This is a genomic window from Mycobacterium sp. SMC-18 (assembly GCF_045310895.1).
Lineage (GTDB): Bacteria > Actinomycetota > Actinomycetes > Mycobacteriales > Mycobacteriaceae > Mycobacterium.
In genome coordinates, this window is record NZ_JBJIAL010000008.1 from 144,726 (window position 1) to 168,814 (window position 24,089).

Here is a 24,089-nt window from a genome sequence, read left to right on the forward strand (position 1 = left end):
CCGCGGATTTTCGTGCACAAATCACGTCAGCGGCTGAGGCGAAGCGAGTTGTCCCGGCGCAGCACGAAGAAATACGGCTGTGCTTCGCCGCGGAGATCCATGGCGCCCAGGACGGCGTCGTCGGTCAGCTTGCGGAACACGTCGTTGATGGGCAGCTGGTCGTAAACCATTGTCGCGGTGTCGACTCCGCGATAGCGCGTGGTGCGCAACCGAGCCTTGGCCGAACGGGCCTGCAGTAGCGGGCGTAGCGCGGTGATGGTCTTGGCGACGGGAAGTCGGTGCAGGGGCACCTTGTTCGCCAGTCCGGCGCCGGAGAATGCCAGCACCGGGTTGAGCGGCCACAGCGTTTCGCCTGACGCGTCGGGGAAGAGCAGCGGGTGGACGGTCTCGGCGTCGATGAACTGCTTGCCCCACCAGCCGCTGGCTTCCAGCAGGCCGTCCATCGGATGTCCGGTGGGTACTTCGGCGCCGTGCCAGGTGCCGATCATGAAGTCGGGTTCGACGGCCGGCGCGGCATCGAAGATTTCGAGGGCTTGGGCCGCCGTGGTCGGCGGGGCGGGCAGCAGTTCCTGCAAGAGCATGGCCACGACAATACTTGACACCTGTCAAGAACGGCAGTGTCGGACGGGCGGAAAGTCATCGCCCGGCCAGCGCGACGCTGCGCTGACCGGGCGATGGGTATCAGGTTCGGGGGCTACAGCGCGACGCGGCCGAGCGGAATGTCGAGGTCCGCGGCGACCTGGCTGCACAGCAGCTCGCCGTCGTGCGTCGACAGGCCCTTGGCCAGCGCGGCGTCGTTGCGGCACGCCGCCTGCCAGCCCTGATCGGCGAGCTTGAGGACGTACGGCAGCGTCGCGTTGGTCAGTGCGTAGGTCGACGTGCGCGGCACGGCGCCGGGCATGTTGGCCACGCAGTAGAAGACCGAGTCGTGCACCGCGAAGGTCGGGTCGTCGTGCGTGGTGGGCTTCGAGTCCTCGAAGCAGCCGCCCTGGTCGATTGCGATGTCGACGAGCACGGAACCCGACTTCATGTGGGCCACAGTCGAATTGGTCACGAGCTTCGGTGCCTTGGCGCCGGGGACCAGCACCGCGCCGATCACCAGGTCGGCCTGCTTGACGGCGTCTTCCAGATCCAGGCTCGAGGAGTACCGGGTGTGGATCCGGCCGTTGAACTCGGCGTCGATCCGGCGCAGGGTGTCCAGGTTCAGGTCGAAGACAGTGACCTGCGCGCCCATGCCACTGGCGATCTGTGCCGCGTGGAAGCCCGCGGTGCCACCGCCGATGACGACGACGTTGGCGGGGGCGACGCCGGGCACGCCGCCCATCAGGACGCCGCGGCCGCCATGGCTGCGCATCAGGTGGTAGGCGCCGACCTGGGCCGACAGCCGGCCTGCCACCTCGCTCATCGGGGCGAGCAGGGGCAGGCGGCCGTCGGCAGTCTGAACGGTTTCGTAGGCGATCGAGGTGGTGCCCGAGGCCAGCAGTGCGTCGGTGCACTCACGCGAGGCGGCCAGGTGGAGGTAGGTGAACAGGGTCTGGCCCTTGCGCATGCGGTGGTACTCGGCCGCGATGGGTTCTTTGACCTTCAGGAGCAGGTCGGCTTCGGCCCAGACCTGGTCCGCGGTGGTGACGATCTGTGCGCCGGCGGCCTTGAAGTCGTTGTCCGCGATGGCAGATCCCTCGCCGGCCCCGGCCTGGATCAGTACCTCATGGCCGTGCTTGATCAGTTCGGCGACGCCGGCCGGGGTGATGGCCACCCGGTACTCGTTGTTCTTGATTTCGGTCGGGATACCGACGTGCATCTGGGGTTCTCCTCAAGGCGGATCAGGTGGTGCCCTAAGTGTGAATAAACGTCGAGTGACCTGCAATATCTGTGATTATAATTCTCGATATGGCACCTGTCAGTGAACGATCTTCGAAAACGTCGGTCCAGGACGCCTCGCAGCCGAAGGATGTTCAGCCCGTCGAACTCGACGACGTCGACCGGCAGATCGTGACCGCGCTGCACGCCGACGCACGCATGCCCAACAGTGCGTTGGCCGAGCTCGTCGGGATTGCCGCGTCGACCTGTCATGGCCGGGTTCGCCGGTTGCAACAGCTCGGGGTGATCCGCGGTTTCCACGCCGACATCGATCCGGCGGCCATCGGCCTGGGTCTGCAGGCGATGATCTCGGTGAGCCTGCAATCCGGGGCCCGCGCGCGCATTCGCGACTTCATCGCCCATATGCGGCGGCTGCCGCAGGTGATGGACGTCTACTTCCTGGCCGGCGCCGACGACTTCATCCTGCACGTCGCCGCGCGCGACACCGCGCACCTGCGGGCGTTCGTGGTCGAGCACCTCAACGCCGACGCCGATGTGGCCGGCACCCAGACGTCGCTGATCTTCGAGCACCTGCGCGGCGCGTCACCGCTGTAACCGGTTGCCGCAGTTCAGGATTGGGTGGCAGCCTTGAGTTCGGCGAGTGCCTCGCGGATGTGCTCGGCGAGGCTACGCTCGGCCGGATCGGCGAGCCACTGGTCGAACGCGACCTTGAAAACCGCGATACCGGTCTCGGCGACCAGGCCGGCCGCGGGGTCGGCGACGCCGCGGCGGCGCAGCGCGTCGGCGATGCTCGTCGCCAACGACGCGAGCTTGATGAGTTCGCGCTCCTGCAGGCTGGGGTTGGCGCTGATCACCGTCTGGCGTCGGCGCGCGTGTGGGCGGCGCTCGGCGAAGAAATCCGACACCGATTCCAGTGCCGCGGCGACGGCGTCGAGCGGCGCGGTGGCTGCGGGGGCGTCGTCGATGGCTGTCTCGAGTGCGTCGGCGAGTTCGCGGCCCCGAAACAGCACCTCGCGCTTATCGGTGAAGTGCCGGAAGAACGTGCGTTCCGTGAGGCCGGCGCGAGCGGCGATCTCGGCGACTGTCGTCTCGTCGAAGCCCTGCTCCAGATACAGCTCCAGGGCGGCCTGCTCGAGGCGGCCCTGCGCGTTCGGTTCCCATCGGCCCACGGGCGGATTGTAGGCGATGTCAGTGACTGTCAGCACGACTGATGACAGTGGCTGACATCGGGTGTACGTTTGGTGATGTCATGGACTGACATCACCTGAGGAGTTGAAACCATGCGCATTTTCGTCACCGGCGCCAGCGGGCACATCGGATCCGTGGTCGTCCGCGACCTGCTCGAAGCGGGTCACCACGTCACCGGCCTGGCCAGATCGGACGCCTCGGCCGCCGCCGTTGCCGCCGCGGGCGCGCAGGTGCACCGCGGCAGTCTGGATGACCCGGACGGCCTCGCTGCCGCGGCTGCCGCTTCCGACGGCGTCATCCATCTGGCCTTCAATCACGACTTCGCCAATTACGCCGACTCGCTCCAGTTGGACCTGCGTGCGGTAGAGGCCATGGGAGAGGCTCTGGCAGGCTCGGGCAAGCCGTTCGTGAACACCTCGGGCACGCTCATGCTGGCCTTCGGTGAGCCGGGCCGGCTCGGTACAGAGGACGCCGACGTGGACCGGTCGGCACCGCGGGGCGCATCAGAACGGGCGACGCTCGCGCTGGCCGAACGCGGCGTGCGGTCATCGGTGATCCGGCTCGCCCCGACCGTGCACGGGGACACCGATCACCACGGCTTCATCCCCAGCCTCATCGAATTCGCCCGTGCAGCAGGACGATCCGGATATCAGGGTGACGGCTCTAATCGATGGCCGGCGGTGCACACCGTCGACGCCGCGCGGCTCTACCGGCTGGCCGTGGAGTCGGCGCCCGCCGGTTCGGTTTTGCACGGCGCTGCAGAACAGGGCATCGCCTTCCGCGATATCGCGCAGGCGATCGGTGACGGTCTGGGCGTGCCGGTGCAACAGATTCCGGCGGACGAGGTCCCGGCCCACTTCGGTTTTCTCGCGGGCTTCGCCGCGCTGGACAACCCGACCTCCAGTGAAAAGACGCGGGCCCTGCTCGGCTGGGATCCCGTACGTCCGACCCTGCTCGAAGACCTCAAGGCCGGTCACTATTTCGCGCACCGGGCCGGCTGAGGCAGCGGGCGGCTAGACGCCGACCAGCTCCGGGTGGAACTTGGTCACCAGACGGCGGATGCCGTCACGCCAGTCGACCGACGTGCCGCCGATCAGTTCGTGCATGCGGGTCGTGTCGGTCGGGCCGCCGCGCAGCGCGTTCGGGTCCTCGGCGAAGACCGGCTCGCGGCCGACCAGCTCACCGATGTAGGTACACCATTCCTGCAGGCTGACGGTCTGATCGCCGCACCAGTTCACGGTCGTCGCGGGCACCGATGCCACGTCCAGCAGCTTCGGCAGCGTCGCCAGGATGTCGTCTTCGTGGATCGGGTTGTACTGCGCCGGCCCACCCGGCGGCACCGGGATCGGGATGCTCGCCAGGATCATCTCCATCTGGTAGTACGGCCAGCCGCCGTTGTCGCCGTACGGCACGTTGAACCGGGCGATGGTGGCCGGCAGATCGAGGACCCGCGACATGGTGCGCACGACCGTCTCGCCGGCGATCTTGGAGATCGAATAGGTGGGGAAGAGGTGCTTGTGGTTGTCGCCCAGCGCCGCCGACTCCGAACGCGGCTCGTCGCCGGGCGGGTCGTACACCGCCGCTGACGAGGTGTGCAGGAACGCCTTGGCGTCGCGACAGTGCGCCATGAGCAGACCGACCGACTCCGCATTGGCCGCGAGGTCCTTGTCCCACCGGCCGCTCTTGGCCACCGCGAGGTTGACCACGTAGTCGAAATCGGTTGGCAGGGCACTGAAGTCGCCGACCGCCAGGTTGACCGCCGTGCACCGGACACCGCCCTGCTCCAGGTTCTGCCGGGCCTGCGGGTTGTTGAACCGGGCGACACCCCACACCTCGTTGTCGGCCGCCAGGGCCGTGGCGATCGGGGTGGCCACCTGGCCGGTGACTCCGGTGATGAGGATCTTGGCGCCGCGCATGGGGCTGATAGTAGGGGGCCGCTAGGGTTGACCTCATGCGAGTCGGAGTTCTGGGTGCCAAGGGCAAAGTCGGTGCGACCATCGTCGACGGTGTGGAAGCCGCTGACGATCTGACGTTCACCGTCGGCGTCGACGCCGGTGACGAGCTGAGCCTGTTCACCGACAGCGGCACCGAGGTCGTCGTCGACTTCACGCACCCCGACGTCGTGATGAACAACCTGAAGTTCCTCATCGACAACGGCATTCACGCCGTCGTCGGAACCACGGGCTTCACCGCCGAACGCCTCGACCAGGTTCGCGAGTGGGTGGCCGCCAAGCCCGGAGTCGCGGTGCTGATCGCCCCGAACTTCGCCATCGGCGCGGTGCTGTCCATGCACTTCGCCAAGCTGGCCGCCCCGTTCTTCGAGTCGGCCGAGGTCGTCGAGCTGCACCACCCGCAGAAGGCCGACGCCCCGTCGGGCACCGCCACCCGCACCGCCCAGCTGATCGCCGAGGCGCGAAAAGGCCTGCCGCCCAACCCCGATGCCACCAGCACCGGCCTGGAGGGCGCGCGCGGCGCCGATGTCGACGGCATCCCCGTGCACTCGGTGCGGCTGCGTGGTCTGGTGGCGCACCAGGAGGTGCTGTTCGGCACGCAGGGCGAGACGCTGACGATCCGGCACGACAGCATCGACCGCACGTCGTTCGTGCCCGGAGTGCTGCTCGGTGTCCGTGAGGTCGCCAAGTACCCCGGGCTGACCATCGGCATCGCGAAGCTCATGGGGCTGTGACGGGGCGGTGATGACGAAACCGAGCTCGCAGGTACTCCGCATCCAGCTGGTCGTCGCATTCCTGTGCGCGGCACTGGTGGTCTACTTCGTGATGCTCGGGCGCTCCGGCGTCATCCTGATGCAGTCGGGAGAGGCCGCGGCGATCGGCCTCGGCATCGGTATCTTCGTGCTGCCGCTGATCGGCCTGTGGGCCATGGTTGCCACGCTGCGCGCCGGTTTTGCGCACCAGCGGCTGGCCCGGCTGGCCCACGAGGAGGGCGTCGAGCTCGACGTCAGTGACCTGCCCAAGCGCCCGTCGGGCCGCATCGAACGCGACGCCGCCGACGCACTGTTCGAGTCGGTGCGCGACGAAGTCGAGGCCAGCCCTGACGATTGGCGCGGCTGGTACCGGCTGGCCCGGGCCTACGACTATGCCGGGGACCGGACCCGGGCCCGCGAGACGATCCGCAAGGCCGTCCGGCTGGAGCAGGCATCACGATGAAACTCCTTGTCGTGCACCACACTCCGTCTCCGCACTGCCAGGAGATGTTCGAGGCGGTGCTCGCCGGAGCAACCGATCCCGAGATCGAGGGCGTCGACGTCGTGCGCCGTCCGGCGCTGACGCTGTCGGCCGCCGACGTGCTGGAGGCCGACGGCTATCTGCTCGGCTCGCCGGCGAACCTGGGCTACATGTCGGGTGCCTTGAAGCACGCGTTCGACCAGATCTACTACCCGTGCCTCGATGCGACACGTGGCCGGCCATTCGGTCTGTGGCTGCACGGCAACGAAGGCACCGAAGGCGCCGAGAAGGCCGTCACCTCCATCACCACCGGGCTGGGGTGGGTGAAAGCGGCTGAGTACGTGGTGGTTTCGGGCAAGCCCAGCAAGGCCGACGTGGAGGCCTGCTGGAATCTGGGCGCGACGGTCGCCGCGACGTTGATGGGTTGAGTCAGCTCGTTATCAGTGCCCAGAACCGTTGACCCCGACGTGACGGCGCACCGCACTCGAACAAATGCGCCCTGGGTCCAGGATCAAATCTCAAAACGCCGTATGGTGATTGACGTTTGCGTCGATAGGGAGGGGCCGACATGGGAATCGCGGACCTGGCGTTGGGAGCCGCGCCGCTCGCCGGAGGCGCGCTGCTGGGAGCCGTCGCGGGCAACCTGAAGCCACCGGACGTGCGCGCCGCGATCAAGGCCGACATGGACCTGCTGGACCGGCTGCCGGCCGAGCAGGTCGAGCGTCGCGCCGAGTTGCAGCGCACCATCGACATGCGGATCGACGAGGTGATCGCAGCTGTCGACCGCAGCCGCCAGCTCAAGTCGACCGCGATCGGCTACGCGTTCAACCGCGAGGGCCGGCTGCGCGACATCCTCGTCTTCATCCTGGCGGTGCTGTTCACGATCATCTGGTGGAACCTCAAGCACTCGCGCACCGGCTGGCTGCCGATGTTCATCGCGCTGATCGTCTTCACCGTGCTGTCCGGCTGGTACGCACTGCGCGGCATCGCCCGGGCGTTCTCGTCAGTGCTGCACCGGAACAAGAAGGCCGGGGACGCCGCTCAGTAGTGGTACGTGTCCGACGGCGCCGACACGTGGTCGGGGTCGTCGCCGAACATCGACGGGTGAATGCCGTACGCCTTCGCCAGATCGAGGATCTTGTTGGCGCGCGCGATGCGCGGCAGGTCCGAGCCATTGCGGATTTCGCCGCCGTCGCGCTCGAACTCTGCGAAAAACTCCTGCGCCCAAGCGATCTCGTCGAGTGAGGGGGACAGGCCCTCGTTGACCGTGCCGCACTGCTCCGGAGTCAGACAGATCTTGCCGGTCATGCCGAACTCGAGAGACACCGCGGTGGCCTCGCTGAGCTTGCGCGAGCTGGAACCGATGGTCGGGCCGTCGATGGCACCCGGCAGGTGCGCGGCCTTGGCGGCGATGGTGAACCGCGAGCGGGCGTAGGCCAGCGTCGCCGGGTTGTCACCGAAGCCGGTGTCACGCCGGAAGTCGCCGATACCGAACGCCAGCCGGAACGTGCCCTTGGCCGACGCGATCTCGGTGATGCGCTCGAGCCCGCGGGCGGTCTCCACCAGCGCGACGATCGGCACGTTGGGCAGCCGCTTGGCGGTCTCGGTGACATGGTCGACGGACTCGACCATTGCCAGCATGATGCCGCCGACGGACGTCTTCGACAGCATCTCCAGGTCGTCGGCCCACCACGGGGTACCGAAGCCGTTGACGCGCACCCAGTCGGTGTTGCCGCCGCCGAGCCAGCGCGCCGCGTTGTCGCGGGCGGAGTCCTTGTCCTTGGGTGCTACCGCGTCCTCGATGTCGATGATGACGATGTCGGCGCTGGAGCGCGTCGCCGGTGAGAACCGGTCGAACTGCGATCCGTTGACCAGCAGCCAGCTGCGCGCGAGTACCGGGTCCAGGCGGGATCCGTGCTCGTTGGCATCAGGTTCGTAGGTGCTGGTCTGGTCGTACACCCGTCAATCGTCCCGCACAGCGGGAGCAGCCCCCGCCCCGGGGGTTACTTCAGTGCCGCGCCGAACACCCGCTGCATCGCATCCCAGTGCCGCTTGGCCGCGGCTTCGTCGTAGGCGCCGACGTTGTCGGGCACCGCGAAGCCGTGTGCGGCCGGGTAGAACTCGACGGTGTGCTCGACGCCGGCGTCGGTGAGCGCGCGGTCCAGAATCTCGCCCTGCTCGGCGGTGAAGGACCCGTCGTTCTCGGCGGCGCCGACGTAGACGACGGCGCTGATCCGGTCGGCGCGCAGGTGCGGGCTGTCGTCGGTGTCGGTGACCAGGCCACCGCCGTGGAACGACATCGCCGCGGCGACGCGGTCGGGCAGCTTGCCGGCGACGACGAACGACGTGCGGCCGCCCATGCAGTAGCCGGTGGTGCCGAACTTGTCGCCCGTGACATCGGGCCGGGCCGCCAGGTAGTCGAAGAAGGCGCCGGCGTCGGCGGCCATGACGTCCTGCGTGACGTTGCGCATCATCCCGAACAGCCGCGCCCGCTCGTTCTCGTCGGAGAACGCGGTCGCCATGTCGAACGGCGCCCACCCGGCCTCGCGGTAGTAGATGTCCGGCACCAGCACCACGTAGCCCAGCTCGGCGAGTTGTGCGGCCATGTCGTCGAAGGTCTGCCTGGGGCCGCCGGCGTCGGGGTACATGACGACCGCGGGCCACGGGCCGGTGCCTTCAGGGGTGGCGACGGTGACGGCACAGGTGCCGTCGGCGGTGGTGATGGTGTCCTTGGTCACTGGCATGGCTTGGTCCTCTTCCCGTCGCTTCGCTCGCCCATTACGTTCTACTCCTCGGCCCAGAACGTAAGCTGGCAGTGTGGCTGTGCCGACTCCCTATGAAGACCTGCTGCGCCTCGTGCTGGAACAGGGCACGCCCAAATCGGATCGCACCGGGACCGGCACCCGGAGCCTGTTCGGCCATCAGCTGCGCTACGACCTGGCCTCCGGGTTCCCGCTGCTGACCACCAAGAAGGTGCACACCAAGTCGGTGATCTACGAACTGCTGTGGTTCCTGCGCGGCGACTCGAACGTGCGCTGGCTGCAAGAGCGCGGCGTCACCATCTGGGATGAATGGGCTTCGGAGACAGGCGAACTCGGGCCGGTGTACGGCGTCCAGTGGCGGTCGTGGCCGACGCCGTCCGGCGAGCACGTCGACCAGATCAGCGCGGCGCTCGAGATGCTCAAGACCAACCCGGACAGCCGGCGCAACATCGTCTCGGCGTGGAACGTCGGCGAGATCGCCCAGATGGCGCTGCCGCCGTGCCACGCGCTGTTCCAGTTCTACGTCGCCGACGGCAAGCTGAGCTGCCAGCTGTACCAGCGCAGCGCCGACCTGTTCCTCGGCGTGCCGTTCAACATCGCCTCCTACGCGCTGCTGACGCACATGATGGCCGCCCAGGCGGGCCTCGAGGTGGGCGACTTCGTCTGGACCGGCGGCGACTGCCACATCTACGACAACCACGTCGAGCAGGTGCAGCTGCAGCTGTCCCGCGAGCCCCGGCCGTACCCGGAACTTGTTCTCGCGCCGCGTGATTCGATCTTCGATTACCAGTACGAGGACATCGCGATCGTCAACTACGACCCGCACCCGGCCATCAAGGCACCCGTTGCGGTCTGATGCCATGAAGCTGATCTGGGCCCAGGCCAACGGCGGTGTCATCGGCCGCGACAACGAGATTCCGTGGCAGCTGCCCGAGGACATGGCGCGTTTCAAGGAGCTGACGCTCGGCTCCACGGTGGTGATGGGCCGGCTCACCTGGGAATCGCTGCCGCCGCGTTTCCGGCCGCTACCGGGCCGCCACAACGTCGTGGTCAGCCGCGACGCCGGTTATGTCGCCGAGGGCGCCGAGGTCGTGACGGCGCTGCCCGCCGAGGTCGACGGCTGGGTGATGGGCGGGGCGCAACTGTACGCGCTGGCCCTGCCGTCGGCGACGCTGTGCGAGGTCACCGAGATCGATGTCGACGTGCCGGACGGTGACGCATTCGCGCCCGAGTTGGACGACTCCTGGACCGTCACGCACGGCGAGTGGCAGACCAGCAGAACCGGCCTGCGCTACCGGTTCTGCACCTATCGGCGGTAGCCGGCGAGCCGCCGGACGTCGTCGTCAGGATCGAGGGCGGCCAGGTCGGTGATCCGGGCACGCAGTGCCGCGACGTCGTCGGGGTCCAGACCTTCGGGTCCCATGGGCCCGATCAGTTCCCCGAGAACGACGACGGCGTGCCGGCGGATCACCGGCTCGGGGTGGTCGAGTCCCCGCCGGGCGCCGGGAAGGTCGGCGGCATCCAGCGTGCAGTAGCCCTGACCAGGTGCCAGTTCCTGCGCGATCAGCGGCGCGATGGCCGGGTCGGCCAGTCCCGCGGCCAGCAGCGCGTAGTCGAGCGGCCGATGGCTGCGGCCGTGATCGCGGAACGACCGATACGGCGCCGTGACGGCGGCCGCGCGGCTGGCCGCGGGCAGGTCGCTCTCCAGCACCTGCGGGCCGCAGCCCAAACGCCCCAACGCGGTGGCCGCCCAGTCGTGGCCGGGGCCGGACAGGGGCGCCGCCGCCCACAGCGCGTCGATGACGTCAGCCGATGCGATGTCGAGGTCGGCCAACAGCTTGGCGCCGAGCCAGGCGGTATCCCGACGTTCGAGGGCCGCGACGGCGACCGGCACCGCGGCGGCGCCCAGATCGAGCAGCAGGGTCCGCGCGCGTTCCTGCCCCAGGTCGCCCCGCGGTTCGGGCACCAACCCGGCAGCAGCCGCGAGCGCCGCGACCCGCTGTTCGACCGGCAACGCCAGCACCGCCTGCTCGGCTTCGTCGGCCGCGAGGTACTCGGGGAAGTGTCGCCGCAATTCGTCGGGCGTCAATGAGCGCACCAGCAGGTCGCCGTCCTCGTCGTCGAGGTAGACGACGACGTCGGCCGGCAGGGTGCCGTCGGCGACCAGCGCCGCTCGCACGCCGGCTGCGATGGTCAGCATCGCCTGCGCGAACCGCTCCCAGGCCTGGTCCCACTGTGCGCGCGGCAAGCCCGACACCGCCTCGATCAACCGGTAACCCCAGTCGCCGGCGCTGTCGCTCCACTCGTAGTCCTGGTGCTCCCAGTCCGGCGGGCTGAACCGGCAGGACGGCTCCGGCACCGACTCCTCGGTGCCCAGCGCCAGATTGGGCAGGTAGATGACGCCCGTGGTCTCGGCGTAGAACTCGCTGAATGCCACCGCGTACGGCTGTTGCCCGGCCGCCGCGCCGACCAGCGCCCGGACGGCCGTCACCGCCGCGGCGGTCAGATCGGTTTCGAATCCCGGCCAGTCGAACTGCACCGGTGCCTACGCCTCGGCAGGCACCACGTCGGCGCCCGTGCCCTTCACCGAAGACTTCGCGCGCTTCTCGGCGCGCACCGCCTTGCCGTTGCGCACGAACCCGGTGGGGGAGACCGCCGCCGACAGCAGCGCGTCCTCGCCACCCACGAACGGATGGAAGCCCACACCGGCGCCGCCGCGGCCCTTGACCGGGATGTCGGCGACTTCGGTTACCTTCCAACCCTTTTCAGAGGTCGACAGGATGGCTTCGCCGTTGCCGCACGTGATCGGCAGCGCGGCGATCACTTCGTCGCCGTCGCCCGCCAGCTTCACGCCCGCGACACCATTGCCTGCCGCGCCCTGCGGGTTCACCGCCGCCGGGTCGATGCGCAGAATCTTGCCGCGGCGCGTCACGAGTGCCAGGTGATAGCCCGGCGTCAGCACACCCGAGCGCAGCAGCCCGGTGATGTCCGGGGCCACCGGGATGTCGCGGGTCTTGAACGGCAGGCCATTGCCGTTGGTGAACTTGATGCGCCCGTCGGTCCACACCGCCCAGCCCAGCCCGGCGGAGAGCAGGTCGCCGTGGGTGTCGGAGAACACGCCGCGGTCGTCAAGCCGCCAGTTGGCGTTGACCTTCTTCTCCCGCGGGCCGTCGTCGTCGGAGCTCGACGCCGTCGGGGTGCCCTCGAAGTCCAGGACCGTGCGGCGGTCGAATTCGGGCCCGGCGAACAGCTTCGCCGTCTCTTTCAATTCGTTGTCGATCACCACGCGCCTGGCGTCGGGGTTCGACACCAGCTCGGTGAGTTCCGCGAACTCGGCGTCCAGCTTGTCCGCTTCGGCCTGCAGCTCGATGACGTCGAGCTTGGTCAGTCGCCGAAGCTGCAGTGCCAGAACGTAGTTGGCCTGTTCCTCGTCGATGCTGAACCGTTCCTGCAGCCCGCGGCGGGCGTCGTCGACGGTGTCGGAACCGCGGATCACCGCGACGGCGGCATCGATGTCGAGGTGGATCTTCATCAACCCGGCCACCAGATGCCTACGGGCAGTGACCTTCTCGAGCCGGTACTGGCTGCGGTGCAGCACGACGGAGTCGCGCAGGTGCAGGAACGCGCCGATCAGCTCGCGCACCGTCCACCAGCGCGGCACGCGGTCCTCGTCGAGCGCGACCAGGCTGGCGGCGAACGTCGACTCCAGCGGGGTCAGCGCCAGCAGCTGGTCGCGGATGGTCTCGGCGGCATGGCCGCGTTTGGCGGTGACGACGATCCGCAGCCCGTTGCGGCGGTCGGTCAGGTCGGACATGTCGGCCACACCGGCCAGCTCACCGGACTCGACCAGGGCCCGAATCCGGTCCTGCACAGTGTTGCTCGCGACACCGGGCGGCAGCTCGGTGATGACGACGTTCTTGCCGTCGATCGACAAGGTGCCGCGCACGGTGAGCGCACCCCGGCCGGTGGTGAGGTACTCACGCAGCCCGGCCGTGCCGACCACCGTCGCCCCACAGCCCCAGTCCGGGCCGGGAATGAGTTTGGCCAGCCGGTCGTCGGTCATGTTCGGCGTCTTCAGCAGCGCCCGGCAGGCCGCCATGATCTCGCGCGGATTATGCGCGGGCACCTTGGTGGCCCAGCCCTCGGCGATACCGACGGCACCGTTGCAGAGCAGCACCGGCCACTGGGCCGGCAGCATCGTGGGCTCGATCCACTCGCCGTCGAACGTGGGCACCATCGGTACCGCGTGGTCGTCGAGTTCGGCGGTCAGTGCCGCACCGGGAGCCGACAGCCGCATCTCGGTGTACCGGTCCGCGGCGGGGATGTCGCCCTGGATGCGCGGGAAAGCGCCTTGTCCGTCAATGACTTTCACACGCTGGAACTCGGCGGCCATCAGCGCCGCGGCGCCATACATCGAGGCGCCGCCGTGCGGGTGCAGGTTGCCGGTGACGGCCGAGCACACCTTCGAGGACTTCTGTGGCTTGTTGCCGGGCAGCAGTTTCGAGTCGTGCATCTGGTACAGCAGCCGGCGCTGGCCCGGCTTGAGGCCGTCGAACGCCGACGGGATGGCGCGGTCACTGACGCTGTAGAGCGCGAACGTCAGCTGGTAGTGGTTCCAGTAGTCGTCGGCGCTCTGGTCGAGGACCAGGTCCGGATTCTGCTCGGGAACGTCCAGGGTCGAGGTCACGGTTGACTCTTTCTAGTCCAGGTCCAGCGCAAGGGTGTCGACGACGGCGGCCACCTCGGCCATCCACGTGCGCCGGCCCTCGGGCGGCCCGCCGAACAGGGTGTGGTGCAGCTTCTTCTCCGCGTCGTCCGGGTGCACGCGAATCACGGTGCGCCGCTGCGGATCCAGCACGGTGTTCCAGAAGTCGTCGGCGTCCATCTCACCGAGACCCTTGTTGCGCTGCACCTCCACCCGGCGTTTCGAGCGGGCCTTCAACTCGGCCACGGCGGTGTCGCGCTCGGACTCGTCCTGGCAGTAGATGCGCTCCTGGCCGTCCTTGACCACGAACAGCGGCGGCAGCGTCACGTAGACCATGCCGGCCTCGACGAGCGGGCGGTAGAAGTCCAGGAACATCGAGATCAGGCTCGAGTTGATGTTGCCGCCGTCGGGGTCGGCGTCGGACGCGAACAGGATCCGGTCATAGCGGCACTGTTCGGGGTCGCAGTTGTCGCGCACGCCGCAGCCCAGGATGCGTTCGATGGAATCGAACTCGTCCTTGACCCGCGCCTTGTTCACGGTGAAGCCATAGACGTTGGGCGGCTTGCCTTTCAGCGGGAAGGCGGCCTGGAAGGTGGCGTCGCGCGCCGCTTTGATGGTGCCCAGTGCCGAGTCGCCCTCGCACAGGAACAGTTCGGCGCCCGACCCGCGACCGGTCTCCCGGCTCGGCAGCAGCTTCGGCGGCAGCGACAGGTTGGTGCCCAGCCCCTTGGCCTTCGACGCCGCGCGGGACCGTGCCTTGGCGCCCTCGGCGCTGCGGCGCGCCCGGGCCGACTCCAGCGCCAGCTTCGTCCACAACGACACCGTTTCGCTGTTGGCGGGATTCGCCGCCCAGACGTTGACGCTGCGCGTCACATCCGGGGCCATCGCGACGTTCAACGAGCGCGACGAGACCGCGGTCTTGGCCTGCGAGTCCCAGCCCACATCCGGTGCGCGGGTGTCGACGGCCAGTGCGGTCACCGCGGCGAAGTCTTGCGGTTCGGGTCCGTCCTCGCCCTTGGCCAGGCCCAGGTCGCGGATCCGGGACGCGCGGTCGGCCAGTGCCTCCGTGAGTCCCTTGATGGCCGCGGTCAGGTGCGATCCGCCGCCCGGGGTGCGCACGGTGTTGCAGAACGCGGCCACGGTGGTCGGCTCGGCCGGTCCGGCGGTCATCGACCAGCGGAACGGGGTGGGGCCGCGCCCGGTGGTGTATTCGCCACGGCCCTCCACGACGGCGCGCACCGGCGGCAGGGGAGTGCCGGCCGAGGTGCACATGAGGTCCAGCAGCGCCTCGGTGCCCCAGGGGCCGTTGAACGGCTGCAGCAGGGCGGCGGGGACCTCCTCGCCGGGCCAGCCCTCGTCGACGACGGTCAGGTGCACACCGGGGCACATCCGGGCCGCGGCGTGGGCGCGCAGCAGGACCTCGGCGATGTCCACGCTGGCGTCCGGCACCACGGCCTGGTCGAACAGGATCCGGACGGTCGTGCCGTGAGCGTCGGGTTTGCGGTTGCCGACGCCGCGCAGCTTCTGGTTGTCGGCACGCGTGAACTCGGCGTTCGGGTCGAATTCCTTGCCCTCGAACGTGCCGGGGTAGCCGTGGCCGAAACTCTGCAGGTAGGTCTTGCCGGCCCGGCGCACGGTGACGTCGGTGCGGGCGGAGATGAACACCGCGGCCGCGGCGCCGATGCCGTTCAGGCCGGCGCCGGTGCTGCTGGCGTCGGCGTGGGCTGAGAACTTGCCACCGGCGCGCGCCGTCCCGAGGGTCTTGACGATGCCGTTCTTGCCGGTCACGGGGTCGGAGTCGATGGGAAGGCCGCGTCCGTCGTCGGCGACGCTCACCGAGCCGTCGGCATGCAGGGTGATCGTGACGGTGGAGCCGCCGTGGCTGGGGTCGGCGACCTCCTCGACCGCGTTGTCCACCAGCTCGCGCAGGGCGGTGTTGAGCACATCCAGGCCCAGGTTGACCGCCGGTCGCAGGCGGGTGTGCTGAACATCGTCGAGTTCGGTGATGTCCGCAGCGTTGTAGCTCACTGCTGGTCCTTTCCGTCAGGGCCGGCCGGGTGAGACCGAAGCCCCAATACAGGGTGTGCCGCAGGAATGGTAGGCGGTTCGGCCGACAACCTTGCAGATCCATGCGCGAGTTTGTCGGTGGTCTGCGCCACGATGTGACAGTGGCAGCACTCACCACGGTCCAGGCCCGTCGCATCGCCGTCGCCGCCCAGGGCTTTCACGAACCCAAGCCGTCCGGGGCGGTAACCCGGGCACACCTGAGGCGTTTGATGTCCAGAATACAAGTGCTGCAATTGGATTCGGTATCGGTCTGCGTGCGGGCGCATTACGCGCCGGTGTTCAGCAGGCTCGGTCCCTACAATCGCGACGCGCTCGACGCGCTGGCGTGGAGCCACAGCGCGCGGTCGCCGCGGCAGTTCATCGAATATTGGGCGCACGAGGCGGCGTTGCTGCCGGTCGAGGACTGGCCGCTGCTGCGCTGGCGCATGCGTGAGTACACCCACGGGCGCTGGGGCACCGAGATCGTCAAGCGCAACGGTGAGCTGGCCGAGAAGATCATCGCCGCCGTCGCCGAACTCGGGCCGTCGACGGCCGGACAGATCGAGGCCCACCTCGAAGCCGAACCCCGCGGCGCGAAAGGGCCCTGGTGGGGGCGCAGTGACACCAAGTGGGTGGCCGAGGCGCTGTGGTCGGCGGGCGTGCTCACCACGGCCACGCGCGCCGGGTTCGCACGGCACTACGACCTGGTCGAGCGGGTGCTGCCGGCGGAGGTGCTGGCCCGGGAGGTCTCCGACGACGAGGCGGTCCGGCAACTGGTGCTCAAGGCGGCCGGGGCGCTGGGCGTGGGGACCGAGGCCGACATTCGCGACTACTTCCGGCTGGGCGCCCGTCAGGTGAAGCCCGCTTTGGCGGCGCTGGTGGCATCGGGAGAGCTGGAGCCCGTCACGATCGACGGGACTGCGGCCTACCTGCGCGCCGGGCAGAAAGTGCCTCGCACGGACCGGGGCACCGCACTGTTGTGCCCGTTCGACCCGCTGATCTTCTTCCGGCCCCGCGTCGAGCGGCTGCTCGGCTTCCACTACCGGATCGAGATCTACACCCCGGCCCCGAAGCGCCAATTCGGTTACTACGTCTGGCCTTTCCTGCTCGACGGCCGGCTGGTGGCGCGCGTCGACCTGAAACGCACGGCCGACGCGCTGCATGTCGTGGGCGCGTTCGCCGAGGACGGCCAGGACCGCGCGCGGGTGGCCGCGGCCCTGGTGCCGGAGCTCAGCTCGATGGCGACGTGGCTCGGCGTCGGCGACGTGACGGTCGGGGACCGCGGGGATCTGGTCGCCGAGCTGGGACGGCGGGTCTAGCGCCGGCTAGTTCGCGGCGTGGTACGCCTCGACGATGTCGGCCTTGATGCGGCCGCGGGCGGCGACGTCGTAGCCGTTCTCCTGTGCCCACTCGCGGATCGCGGCGAGCTGTTCCTTCGAGGACGCGGCCTTCTTGCCGCGGCGGCGCGACGTGCCGCTCTTGGCGGCCCGAGTGCTCGGCTCCGCGACCTTCTGGGTCCGGGTGCGACGGCCGCCGACGCGGGTCGCGGCGTCCAGATACGGTGCCAGCGCCTTCTCGAACTTCGCCACGTTCGCAGCAGAAAGATCGATCTGGTAATCAACCCCGCGTACCGAGAAGTTAATCCGCTCACCCGTGTCGTCGGTGATTTCAGTGCCGTTAATATCGTCGACAAGTTGGACGACAATGCGTTCGGCCACGAATGATCTCCTTTATCGGGGGTGTTCGGCCGGAAGTGTAACGATAAAAAATAAGAAGGGCACCCCGGAGTCTTCATTGCCGGTAGTAGTACGCCCGCTCAGCGCTTTTTCACGGCAATCCGACTGAATATCGAGAATTCAATTGTGCGGGTAATTCCCACGGCCCCAATATGATTCACTGCGCGTTCCCGCGCGAACGCGATCACTGCGCGTCGTGGTGGCACACCACTTCCAGCATCATGCCGAACGGATCCAGCCAGAACATGGCAAAGTAGGGCGGCGGGTATTGCGGGAACGCCTGTGGTCTGTGCAACACCTCGCCGCCGGTCCGCTGGACGAACTGATGGACGCCCTCGACCGCGGATCGCGTCTTGACCATAAAGGCGAGGTGTTGCAGCCCGGTGCGGTGCCGCGAGTAGTCACCGGGCTCTGCGGTCGGATAGAAAAACAGGAAGGTGCCAGGTTTGCCGCCCGCCGGGCGAAAGGCGAACTGATCATCGGCGGCGATGAAAGGCTCGAAACCTACCAACGGCATCAATTCGTCGTAGTAATTCTTGGCCGCCCCAAGATCGGGCACGTTGATGCCGAGATGGCCGAGCATCATCCGACTCTAATGCCGGGTGCTAGCCGGTGACGTCGTGTTGCGGTGTTTCGCCGAGCGCGGGCACGGCGCGGCCGCGCAGCTTGTTGACGATGAACACCACCGTCCCGATGCCCAGCCACACGATGCCGCCGATCTTGGCCAGCGAATCCGCGTTGAACAGCACGTAGCCGATGATGAGGAAGCCGAGTGTCGGCACCGCCAGGTGCAGTAGATAGTTTCGCGACTTCTTGCGGCCGAGGTAGTACCAAACCACCGATACGTGCAGCAGGCAGAAGGCGAACAGCGCGCCGAAGTTCACCAGTGACGAGATGAGCGCGATCTGGCCGACGAAGAACAGCACGAGCACCACGCTGATCGCGCTGACCAACAGGATCGCGGCGTACGGCACTTTGCGGGAGCTGACGTTGGACAGGAAAGCCGGTAGCTGCCGGTCGCGGCTCATCGAGAACAGCAGCCGGCTGGTCGCGGCCTGCGCGGCCATCGCGTTGGCGAATCCCACGGCGAGCACGTTGACGACGAAGAAGGCGTTCATCCACCCCGTGCTGGACGCTGCCTCGACCAGTTTGAAGAATGCGTTGCCCGCCTCGTCGTCGCTGAACGAGGCCCGACCGCCGGCCAGCAGGCTGGCCAGCCAGGTCTGGCCGATGAACAGGAACGCCACGATGAACAACGCGCCGATCATCGCTTTGCCGGCCGGGTTGCGGGTGCCCGTGGATTCCTCGGCGAGGGTCGAAATGCCGTCGAAGCCAAGGAAACTGAGGACGGCGATCGACAGCGCGGCGGCGATCAGCGGAGCGCTGACGGTTTCCGGATTCCAGATCGGCGTCGTGCTCCAGTGCACATTGGGCAGCGAGTCACCGTTGATGGCCCGCACCGCGATGACCACGAAGATCACGAGGAAGACGAGCTCGAGTACCAGGAACAGCCGGTTGGCCATCTTGAGCGAGTCGACGCCGAGCAGATTGATGACGGTGTTGACCAGGACGAACACCAGCGCCCACAGCCATCGCGGCGTCCCGGGGAAGAGGCCGATCATCGATTCGGCGGCCAACACGTACAGCAGCGTCGGTATCAGGAGGTAATCCAGGAGGATCGCCCATCCCGCGAAAAAGCCCGCGCCGGGATGGATTCCGCGGCCGACATACGAGAACACCGATCCGGCGAGCGGGAACGACCTGGCCATCTGCGCGTACGCCGTCGCGGTGAACACCATCGCGATCAGGCCGATCAGATACACCAGCGGCACCATGCCGCCGGCGCTGTTGTAGACGACGCCGAAGATGGTCCACGGTGCGATCGGCACCATGAACACCAGCCCGTAGACGATGAGGTCGACGGTCGAGACGGAACGATTGAGTTCCTGCTTGTAGCCGAATGATTCGAGGGCGCGTTGACCTTCGCCGGTGGCGAGGCGGGTGGTTGCCATGGCAGTCCTATCGGGTCGAGCGGATGGGTTCAGACCAGGGCGTCGGTGGCCAGATCGTGGTTGGCGAGGAATGCGGCGACGAAAGCGCGGAATTCCGCGGGCTTCTCGAGATGCGAACAGTGACTGGTGCCGGGGAACACGTGGCCGACGGCACCGTCGATGTGGTCGAGGAACGGCTGCCAGGAGTCGGGGGTGGCCTCGTCGAACTCGCCGGCGATGACGAGCGTCGGCGCGTCGATCGCGGGCAGCCGATCGATGATGCTCCACGCGCGCAACGTGCCCATGACGTGAAACTCGTTGGGCCCGTTCATCGTGTGATAGACGGTGGGCTCCGCCTCCATCTGCGCGATGGTGTCGGTCAGATCCTGTGGCATGGGGACGACGCGGCACAGGTGGCGCGCGTAGAACTCGTCGGTCGCCGCCAGGTACTCCGGATCGTCGACCGTGCCTGCTTCCTCGTGGCGCGTCAGCGCGGCCTCGACATCCGGTGGCAACTGCGTGCGCAACTGTGCGCAGCCGGCCATCCAGAGTTCCATCGACGCCGGCGAGTTGCAGATGACGAGCGACGCGAGCCCGGCTGGTCGGCGCACGGCGATCTCCGCGCCCAGCATGCCGCCCCAGGACTGGCCCAGCAGGTGGTACTCGTCGATGCCCAGGGCGGCACGGACGGTGTGGAATTCGTCGACGAAGAGCTCCGGTGTCCAGAACGCGGCGGGGGCGTCGGGCAGATGGGTGCTGTTGCCGCAGCCGAGCTGGTCGTAATGGATGACGGTGCGGCCGGTTTCGGCGGCCAGCTCGGCGATGTTGCGTACGTAGTTGTGGGCCATGCCCGGCCCTCCGTGCAGGACGAAAAGCGGCAGAGCACCCGGCGCGGGCGACTCGGGCGCGGTCACCTGGACCCAGGTCTCGTAGTCGCGGAACGGCACGTGGTGGCGGGTGGTCGGCATGACGGCCAGCATGTTTCATTAATGGTCTCGCCACAAGACCATTAATCGAGATTTAACAATCCGTGTCGATACTCTGTGTGTCGACAGGAAGGGAGCCGGCGATGACACATCTCCACGGTGTGGATGCCTCCGGCCTGCTCGCCCGTGAACTCGAATCATCGAGTCGCGTCGACGAGATCACCGATCGGCTGGTCACCGCCATCGCCATCGGCGAATACCTGCCCAACGCCCGGCTGCCCGCCGAACGTGAACTGGCCGCGTCGCTGCGAGTCGGCCGGATGACGGTGCGCGCGGCACTCGCCCGGTTGGTGGACCGCGGCCTGGTGGAGACGCGGCGGGGCCGTGGCGGTGGCTCGTACGTGTTGCAGCAGTGGCCGGACTCGTCCACAGAGGCGGTGGTCCGCACCCTGCGGATCCGGGTCGACGAGATTCGCGACCGGTGTGACGCGATCTGCCGCGTCCACGGCGCGGTGAGTCGCGCCGCGGCGGAATCCCGCACCGACGGCGACATCGACGTGCTGCGGCGGTGTCTCGACGACTACCGCCGGGCCGACAGCGGTTTGGCCGCCCAGCAAGCGGACAGCGCCCTGCACCTCGCGATCATGGATGCCGCCCACAACGCCGTCCTCAAACAGGTGCTGCTCGACCTGGAAGCGTCCGTCAGCATCGGCGCTCCGGCGCATGTGTGGGGCGAGCCGGTGACCATGCGGGAGATGGAACTGCGCGCGCTGGGTGAGCACACGACGCTCGTCGACGCCATAACCGAAGGCCGCGGCGATGACGCCGAGGCGCTGGCACGCGCTCACGTGGCAATCGATTTCGAGAACATCTCGGCGGCGATGCGGCGTGCCGGGATGCTCATCGACTGAGCCCGCCGCTCGGCGCCGCGCGCGGCCGCACCGGGCGGCGGTGCAAAACCAGGGCGAACCAGCGGGTAATCTTGTCGCCCGTGACCACCACCGGAATCGACGTCAGCGCACGCTTGGGCACCGTGCTGACTGCCATGGTGACGCCGTTCGGCCCGGACGGCTCGCTTGATCTGGCTGGTGCGAAGAAGGTAGCCAAGTACCTGGTCGACAAGGGGTGCGACGGCCTCGTCGTTTCCGGCACCACCGGCGAGTCGCCGACCACCACCGACGACGAGAAGATCGCCCTGCTCGAGGCGGTTCTCGAAGAGGTCGGTGATCGGGCCCGCATCATCGCCGGCGCCGGCAGCTACGACACCGCGCACAGCGTCCACCTGGCCAAGGCCAGCGCCGCGGCCGGCGCGCACGGTCTGCTCGTGGTGACGCCGTACTACTCGAAGCCGCCGCAGGCCGGCCTCGTCGCGCACTTCACCGCCGTCGCCGACGCCACCGACCTCCCGGTGGTCCTCTACGACATCCCGCCGCGCTCGGCGGTCCCGATCGAATGGGACACCATCCGCACGCTGTCGGCGCACCCGAACATCGTCGCGGTCAAGGACGCCAAGGGTGATCTCAACGGCGGCGCGCAGATGATGGCCGAGACCGGATTGGCCTACTACTCCGGCGACGACACGCTCAACCTGCCGTGGCTCGCGATGGGCGCCACCGGGTTCATCAGCGTCTGGGGTCACGTGGCCGCCGGCCAGCTGCGGGACATGTTGTCGGCCTTCAATTCCGGCGACATCGCGACCGCGCGCAAGATTCATGTGGGCCTGTACTCGCTCGGCGAGGCGCAGAACCGACTGGGCGGCGTCACCATGAGCAAGGAAGGCCTGCGGTTGCTGGGTATCGAGGTCGGTAACCCGCGGTTGCCGCAGGTGCCCGCCACGCCGGACCAGCTGGCGGCACTCGCCGCGGACCTGCGCACGGCATCGGTGCTTGCGTGACCAGACCCGCCTTCGCACCGCCCGGCCCATTGGAGCCGGGCGGTCTGCGTGTGACGGCACTGGGCGGCATCAGCGAAATCGGCCGCAACATGACCGTTTTCGAGCACCTGGGCCGGCTGCTCATCATCGACTGCGGCGTGCTGTTCCCGACGCACGACGAGCCCGCCGTCGACCTGATCCTGCCGGACATCCGGCACATCGAGGACCGGCTGGCCGATATCGAGGCCCTGGTGCTCACCCACGCGCACGAGGACCACATCGGCGCCATCCCGTATCTGCTCAAGATGCGGCCGGACATTCCCGTGGTGGGCTCTCGGTTCACGTTGGCCCTGGTGGCCGCCAAGTGCCGCGAGCACCGGCTCAAGCCGAACATGCAGATCGTCGCCGAGGGTCAGCGCAGTACCCACGGGGTGTTCGAGTGCGAGTACTTCGCGGTCAACCACTCGATTCCCGATGCCCTCGCCATCGCCGTGCACACCGGCGCCGGCACGGTGCTGCACACCGGTGACATCAAGCTCGACCAGCTGCCGCCGGACGGCCGGCCCACCGACCTGCCCGGCATGTCCCGGCTCGGCGAACAGGGCGTCGACCTGTTCCTGTGCGACTCGACCAACGCCGAGATTCCCGGAGTCAGTCCCTCCGAGAGCGAGGTCGGTCCCAACCTGCACCGGCTGATCCGCGGCGCGGACGGCCGCGTCATCGTGGCGTGCTTCGCCTCGAACGTCGACCGTGTGCAGCAGATCATCGACGCCGCCGTGGCGCTGGGGCGCAAGGTCTCCTTCGTCGGCCGCTCGATGGTCCGCAACATGGGAATCGCCAAGGAACTCGGCTTCCTCAACGTCGACGACGACGACGTCATCGACATCGGTGCGGCCGAGCTGCTGCCGGCCGACCGCGTCGTGCTGATCACGACCGGCACCCAGGGCGAGCCCATGGCGGCGCTGTCCCGGATGTCCCGCGGCGAGCACCGCAGCATCACGCTGACCGCCGGCGACCTGATCATCCTGTCCAGCTCGCTGATCCCCGGCAACGAGGAAGCCGTCTACGGCGTGATCGACTCGCTGGCCAAGATCGGCGCCCGCGTCGTCACCAATCAGCAAGTGCGCGTGCATGTTTCCGGGCATGCCTTTGCCGGCGAGCTGCTGTTCCTGTACCGCGGGGTGCGGCCGCGCAACGTCATGCCCGTGCACGGCACCTGGCGGCACCTGCGTGCCAACGCCAAACTCGCGATGCGTACCGGGGTGCCGGAGGAAAACGTCGTCCTCGCCGAGAACGGCGTCAGTGTCGACCTGATCAACGGGCAGGCCCGGATCGCCGGCGCCGTGCCGGTCGGCAAGGTGTTCGTCGACGGTCTGGTACTGGGCGACGTCGGCGACGCCACCCTGGGTGAAAGGCTCACGCTGACTTCGGGTTTCATCGCGGTCACCGTGGTGATCAGCCGCGAGACCCGCAAGCCGGTGGCCCCGGTGCACCTGCACTCGCGCGGCTTCTCCGAGGACCCGAAGGCCCTCGAGCCGGGCGCCGAGAAGGCGCAGACGGCGCTGGAAACCCTTGTCTCCGAGCAAGTCACCGATCCCGCGCGCATCGCCCAGGCGGTGCGGCGGGCCGTCGGCAAGTGGGTCGGCGAGACCTACCGGCGCCAGCCGATGATCGTGCCGACCGTCCTCGAAATTTAGCCCCGCGACAATAACCGGCGTAAAGCCTCGGTACGAGGGAAACTCGCATCGGGGTCGGTCCGTACCACTAAACTCGGCCCGGTGACTTTGCCGCGGGGGGGTCAAGCCTCCGATCGCCGTGCGCGCGGCAGGCCGGCCAACGCCGATTTGCGAGCTGCC

Annotated in this window: 25 protein-coding genes; 12 read left to right on the forward strand and 13 right to left on the reverse strand. The window is 68.2% G+C overall.

The window, feature by feature from the left end; genetic code table 11:
- Positions 1-26: 26 nt before the first annotated feature.
- Both ACJH6J_RS09790 and ald read right to left on the reverse strand, forming a co-directional pair.
- The gene (locus ACJH6J_RS09790) at positions 27-581 is read right to left on the reverse strand and encodes a DUF4334 domain-containing protein (RefSeq protein ID WP_406803898.1); all 555 of its coding nucleotides are present in this window, start codon (positions 579-581) and stop codon (positions 27-29) included.
- Between the two features lie 113 nt (positions 582-694).
- Entirely contained in the window at positions 695-1,801 is a 1,107-nt protein-coding gene (gene ald, locus ACJH6J_RS09795) for an alanine dehydrogenase (RefSeq protein WP_406803899.1), read from the reverse strand.
- Between the two features lie 89 nt (positions 1,802-1,890).
- On the opposite strand from ald, the gene ACJH6J_RS09800 reads away from it, so the two are divergent.
- The gene (locus ACJH6J_RS09800; RefSeq protein WP_212811765.1) at positions 1,891-2,415 is read left to right on the forward strand and encodes an Lrp/AsnC family transcriptional regulator; all 525 of its coding nucleotides are present in this window, start codon (positions 1,891-1,893) and stop codon (positions 2,413-2,415) included.
- Positions 2,416-2,429: 14 nt separating this feature from the next.
- Here ACJH6J_RS09800 and ACJH6J_RS09805 read toward each other — a convergent pair whose 3' ends face one another.
- The gene (locus tag ACJH6J_RS09805; RefSeq protein WP_318984346.1) at positions 2,430-2,990 is read right to left on the reverse strand and encodes a TetR family transcriptional regulator; all 561 of its coding nucleotides are present in this window, start codon (positions 2,988-2,990) and stop codon (positions 2,430-2,432) included.
- Between the two features lie 111 nt (positions 2,991-3,101).
- Here ACJH6J_RS09805 and ACJH6J_RS09810 point away from each other — a divergent pair, with 111 nt between their 5' ends.
- Entirely contained in the window at positions 3,102-4,010 is a 909-nt protein-coding gene (locus ACJH6J_RS09810; RefSeq protein WP_318984347.1) for an SDR family oxidoreductase, read from the forward strand.
- Between the two features lie 12 nt (positions 4,011-4,022).
- On the opposite strand, the gene ACJH6J_RS09815 is transcribed toward ACJH6J_RS09810, so the two are convergent.
- Positions 4,023-4,925 (reverse strand): NAD(P)-dependent oxidoreductase, encoded by a 903-nt coding sequence (locus tag ACJH6J_RS09815; protein WP_318984348.1) that lies wholly within the window; start codon positions 4,923-4,925, stop codon positions 4,023-4,025.
- A gap of 35 nt (positions 4,926-4,960) precedes the next feature.
- On the opposite strand from ACJH6J_RS09815, the gene dapB reads away from it, so the two are divergent.
- The 4 genes from dapB to ACJH6J_RS09835 all read left to right on the forward strand — a co-directional run bounded on the left by dapB (position 4,961) and on the right by ACJH6J_RS09835 (position 7,242).
- Positions 4,961-5,695, forward strand: a complete 735-nt coding sequence (dapB, locus tag ACJH6J_RS09820) for a 4-hydroxy-tetrahydrodipicolinate reductase (protein ID WP_318984349.1) — start codon at positions 4,961-4,963, stop codon at positions 5,693-5,695.
- A gap of 10 nt (positions 5,696-5,705) precedes the next feature.
- Positions 5,706-6,176: a tetratricopeptide repeat protein gene (locus ACJH6J_RS09825; protein WP_318984350.1), complete on the forward strand. Its 471-nt coding sequence runs from the start codon at positions 5,706-5,708 to the stop codon at positions 6,174-6,176.
- On the forward strand, positions 6,173-6,622 hold the full coding sequence (locus ACJH6J_RS09830) for an NAD(P)H-dependent oxidoreductase (protein WP_318984351.1): 450 nt from the start codon (positions 6,173-6,175) through the stop codon (positions 6,620-6,622). Before ACJH6J_RS09825 ends, ACJH6J_RS09830 begins: the two co-directional genes overlap by 4 nt.
- Before the next feature lie 140 nt (positions 6,623-6,762).
- Positions 6,763-7,242, forward strand: a complete 480-nt coding sequence (locus tag ACJH6J_RS09835; RefSeq protein ID WP_318984352.1) for a hypothetical protein — start codon at positions 6,763-6,765, stop codon at positions 7,240-7,242.
- On the opposite strand, the gene ACJH6J_RS09840 is transcribed toward ACJH6J_RS09835, so the two are convergent.
- Together ACJH6J_RS09840 and ACJH6J_RS09845 are read right to left on the reverse strand one after the other, a co-directional pair.
- Positions 7,236-8,153 (reverse strand): CoA ester lyase, encoded by a 918-nt coding sequence (locus ACJH6J_RS09840; protein WP_318984353.1) that lies wholly within the window; start codon positions 8,151-8,153, stop codon positions 7,236-7,238. The two genes, ACJH6J_RS09835 and ACJH6J_RS09840, sit on opposite strands and share 7 nt — an antisense overlap.
- 44 nt (positions 8,154-8,197) lie before the next feature.
- Positions 8,198-8,938: a dienelactone hydrolase family protein gene (locus ACJH6J_RS09845; protein ID WP_406803900.1), complete on the reverse strand. Its 741-nt coding sequence runs from the start codon at positions 8,936-8,938 to the stop codon at positions 8,198-8,200.
- Between the two features lie 73 nt (positions 8,939-9,011).
- On the opposite strand from ACJH6J_RS09845, the gene ACJH6J_RS09850 reads away from it, so the two are divergent.
- Positions 9,012-9,812, forward strand: a complete 801-nt coding sequence (locus tag ACJH6J_RS09850) for a thymidylate synthase (protein WP_406803901.1) — start codon at positions 9,012-9,014, stop codon at positions 9,810-9,812.
- A gap of 4 nt (positions 9,813-9,816) precedes the next feature.
- Positions 9,817-10,275, forward strand: a complete 459-nt coding sequence (locus ACJH6J_RS09855) for a dihydrofolate reductase (RefSeq protein ID WP_406803902.1) — start codon at positions 9,817-9,819, stop codon at positions 10,273-10,275.
- Here ACJH6J_RS09855 and ACJH6J_RS09860 read toward each other — a convergent pair.
- The 3 genes from ACJH6J_RS09860 to ACJH6J_RS09870 are packed head-to-tail and all read right to left on the reverse strand — an operon-like array spanning position 10,263 to position 15,689.
- A complete protein-coding gene (locus ACJH6J_RS09860; protein WP_406803903.1) occupies positions 10,263-11,495 on the reverse strand; it encodes a DUF4303 domain-containing protein in 1,233 nt (410 codons plus the stop codon). The two genes, ACJH6J_RS09855 and ACJH6J_RS09860, sit on opposite strands and share 13 nt — an antisense overlap.
- Positions 11,496-11,501: 6 nt before the next feature.
- Positions 11,502-13,643 (reverse strand): DNA gyrase subunit A, encoded by a 2,142-nt coding sequence (locus ACJH6J_RS09865; RefSeq protein WP_318984358.1) that lies wholly within the window; start codon positions 13,641-13,643, stop codon positions 11,502-11,504.
- A gap of 12 nt (positions 13,644-13,655) precedes the next feature.
- Entirely contained in the window at positions 13,656-15,689 is a 2,034-nt protein-coding gene (locus ACJH6J_RS09870; protein WP_318984359.1) for a toprim domain-containing protein, read from the reverse strand.
- 101 nt (positions 15,690-15,790) lie between these two features.
- On the opposite strand from ACJH6J_RS09870, the gene ACJH6J_RS09875 reads away from it, so the two are divergent.
- Positions 15,791-17,026 (forward strand): winged helix-turn-helix domain-containing protein, encoded by a 1,236-nt coding sequence (locus ACJH6J_RS09875; protein ID WP_406802834.1) that lies wholly within the window; start codon positions 15,791-15,793, stop codon positions 17,024-17,026.
- Between the two features lie 6 nt (positions 17,027-17,032).
- On the opposite strand, the gene ACJH6J_RS09880 is transcribed toward ACJH6J_RS09875, so the two are convergent.
- The 4 genes from ACJH6J_RS09880 to ACJH6J_RS09895 all read right to left on the reverse strand — a co-directional run bounded on the left by ACJH6J_RS09880 (position 17,033) and on the right by ACJH6J_RS09895 (position 20,402).
- Positions 17,033-17,425: an Lsr2 family protein gene (locus ACJH6J_RS09880; RefSeq protein ID WP_318984361.1), complete on the reverse strand. Its 393-nt coding sequence runs from the start codon at positions 17,423-17,425 to the stop codon at positions 17,033-17,035.
- A gap of 202 nt (positions 17,426-17,627) precedes the next feature.
- On the reverse strand, positions 17,628-18,026 hold the full coding sequence (locus ACJH6J_RS09885) for a VOC family protein (protein ID WP_346415532.1): 399 nt from the start codon (positions 18,024-18,026) through the stop codon (positions 17,628-17,630).
- A gap of 22 nt (positions 18,027-18,048) precedes the next feature.
- Complete coding sequence (locus ACJH6J_RS09890) at positions 18,049-19,455, reverse strand: APC family permease (protein WP_406803904.1); 1,407 nt, start codon at positions 19,453-19,455, stop codon at positions 18,049-18,051.
- A gap of 29 nt (positions 19,456-19,484) precedes the next feature.
- Complete coding sequence (locus ACJH6J_RS09895; protein ID WP_318984364.1) at positions 19,485-20,402, reverse strand: proline iminopeptidase-family hydrolase; 918 nt, start codon at positions 20,400-20,402, stop codon at positions 19,485-19,487.
- Positions 20,403-20,503: 101 nt separating this feature from the next.
- On the opposite strand from ACJH6J_RS09895, the gene ACJH6J_RS09900 reads away from it, so the two are divergent.
- The 3 genes from ACJH6J_RS09900 to ACJH6J_RS09910 all read left to right on the forward strand — a co-directional run bounded on the left by ACJH6J_RS09900 (position 20,504) and on the right by ACJH6J_RS09910 (position 23,930).
- A complete protein-coding gene (locus ACJH6J_RS09900) occupies positions 20,504-21,271 on the forward strand; it encodes a GntR family transcriptional regulator (protein ID WP_318984365.1) in 768 nt (255 codons plus the stop codon).
- Between the two features lie 80 nt (positions 21,272-21,351).
- Positions 21,352-22,254 carry a 4-hydroxy-tetrahydrodipicolinate synthase gene (gene dapA / locus ACJH6J_RS09905; RefSeq protein ID WP_318984366.1) on the forward strand — a complete coding sequence of 301 codons (903 nt, stop codon included), beginning with the start codon at positions 21,352-21,354 and terminating at the stop codon, positions 22,252-22,254.
- On the forward strand, positions 22,251-23,930 hold the full coding sequence (locus ACJH6J_RS09910; RefSeq protein ID WP_406803905.1) for a ribonuclease J: 1,680 nt from the start codon (positions 22,251-22,253) through the stop codon (positions 23,928-23,930). The genes dapA and ACJH6J_RS09910 overlap by 4 nt, the downstream gene beginning before the upstream one ends.
- Positions 23,931-24,089 lie beyond the last annotated feature (159 nt).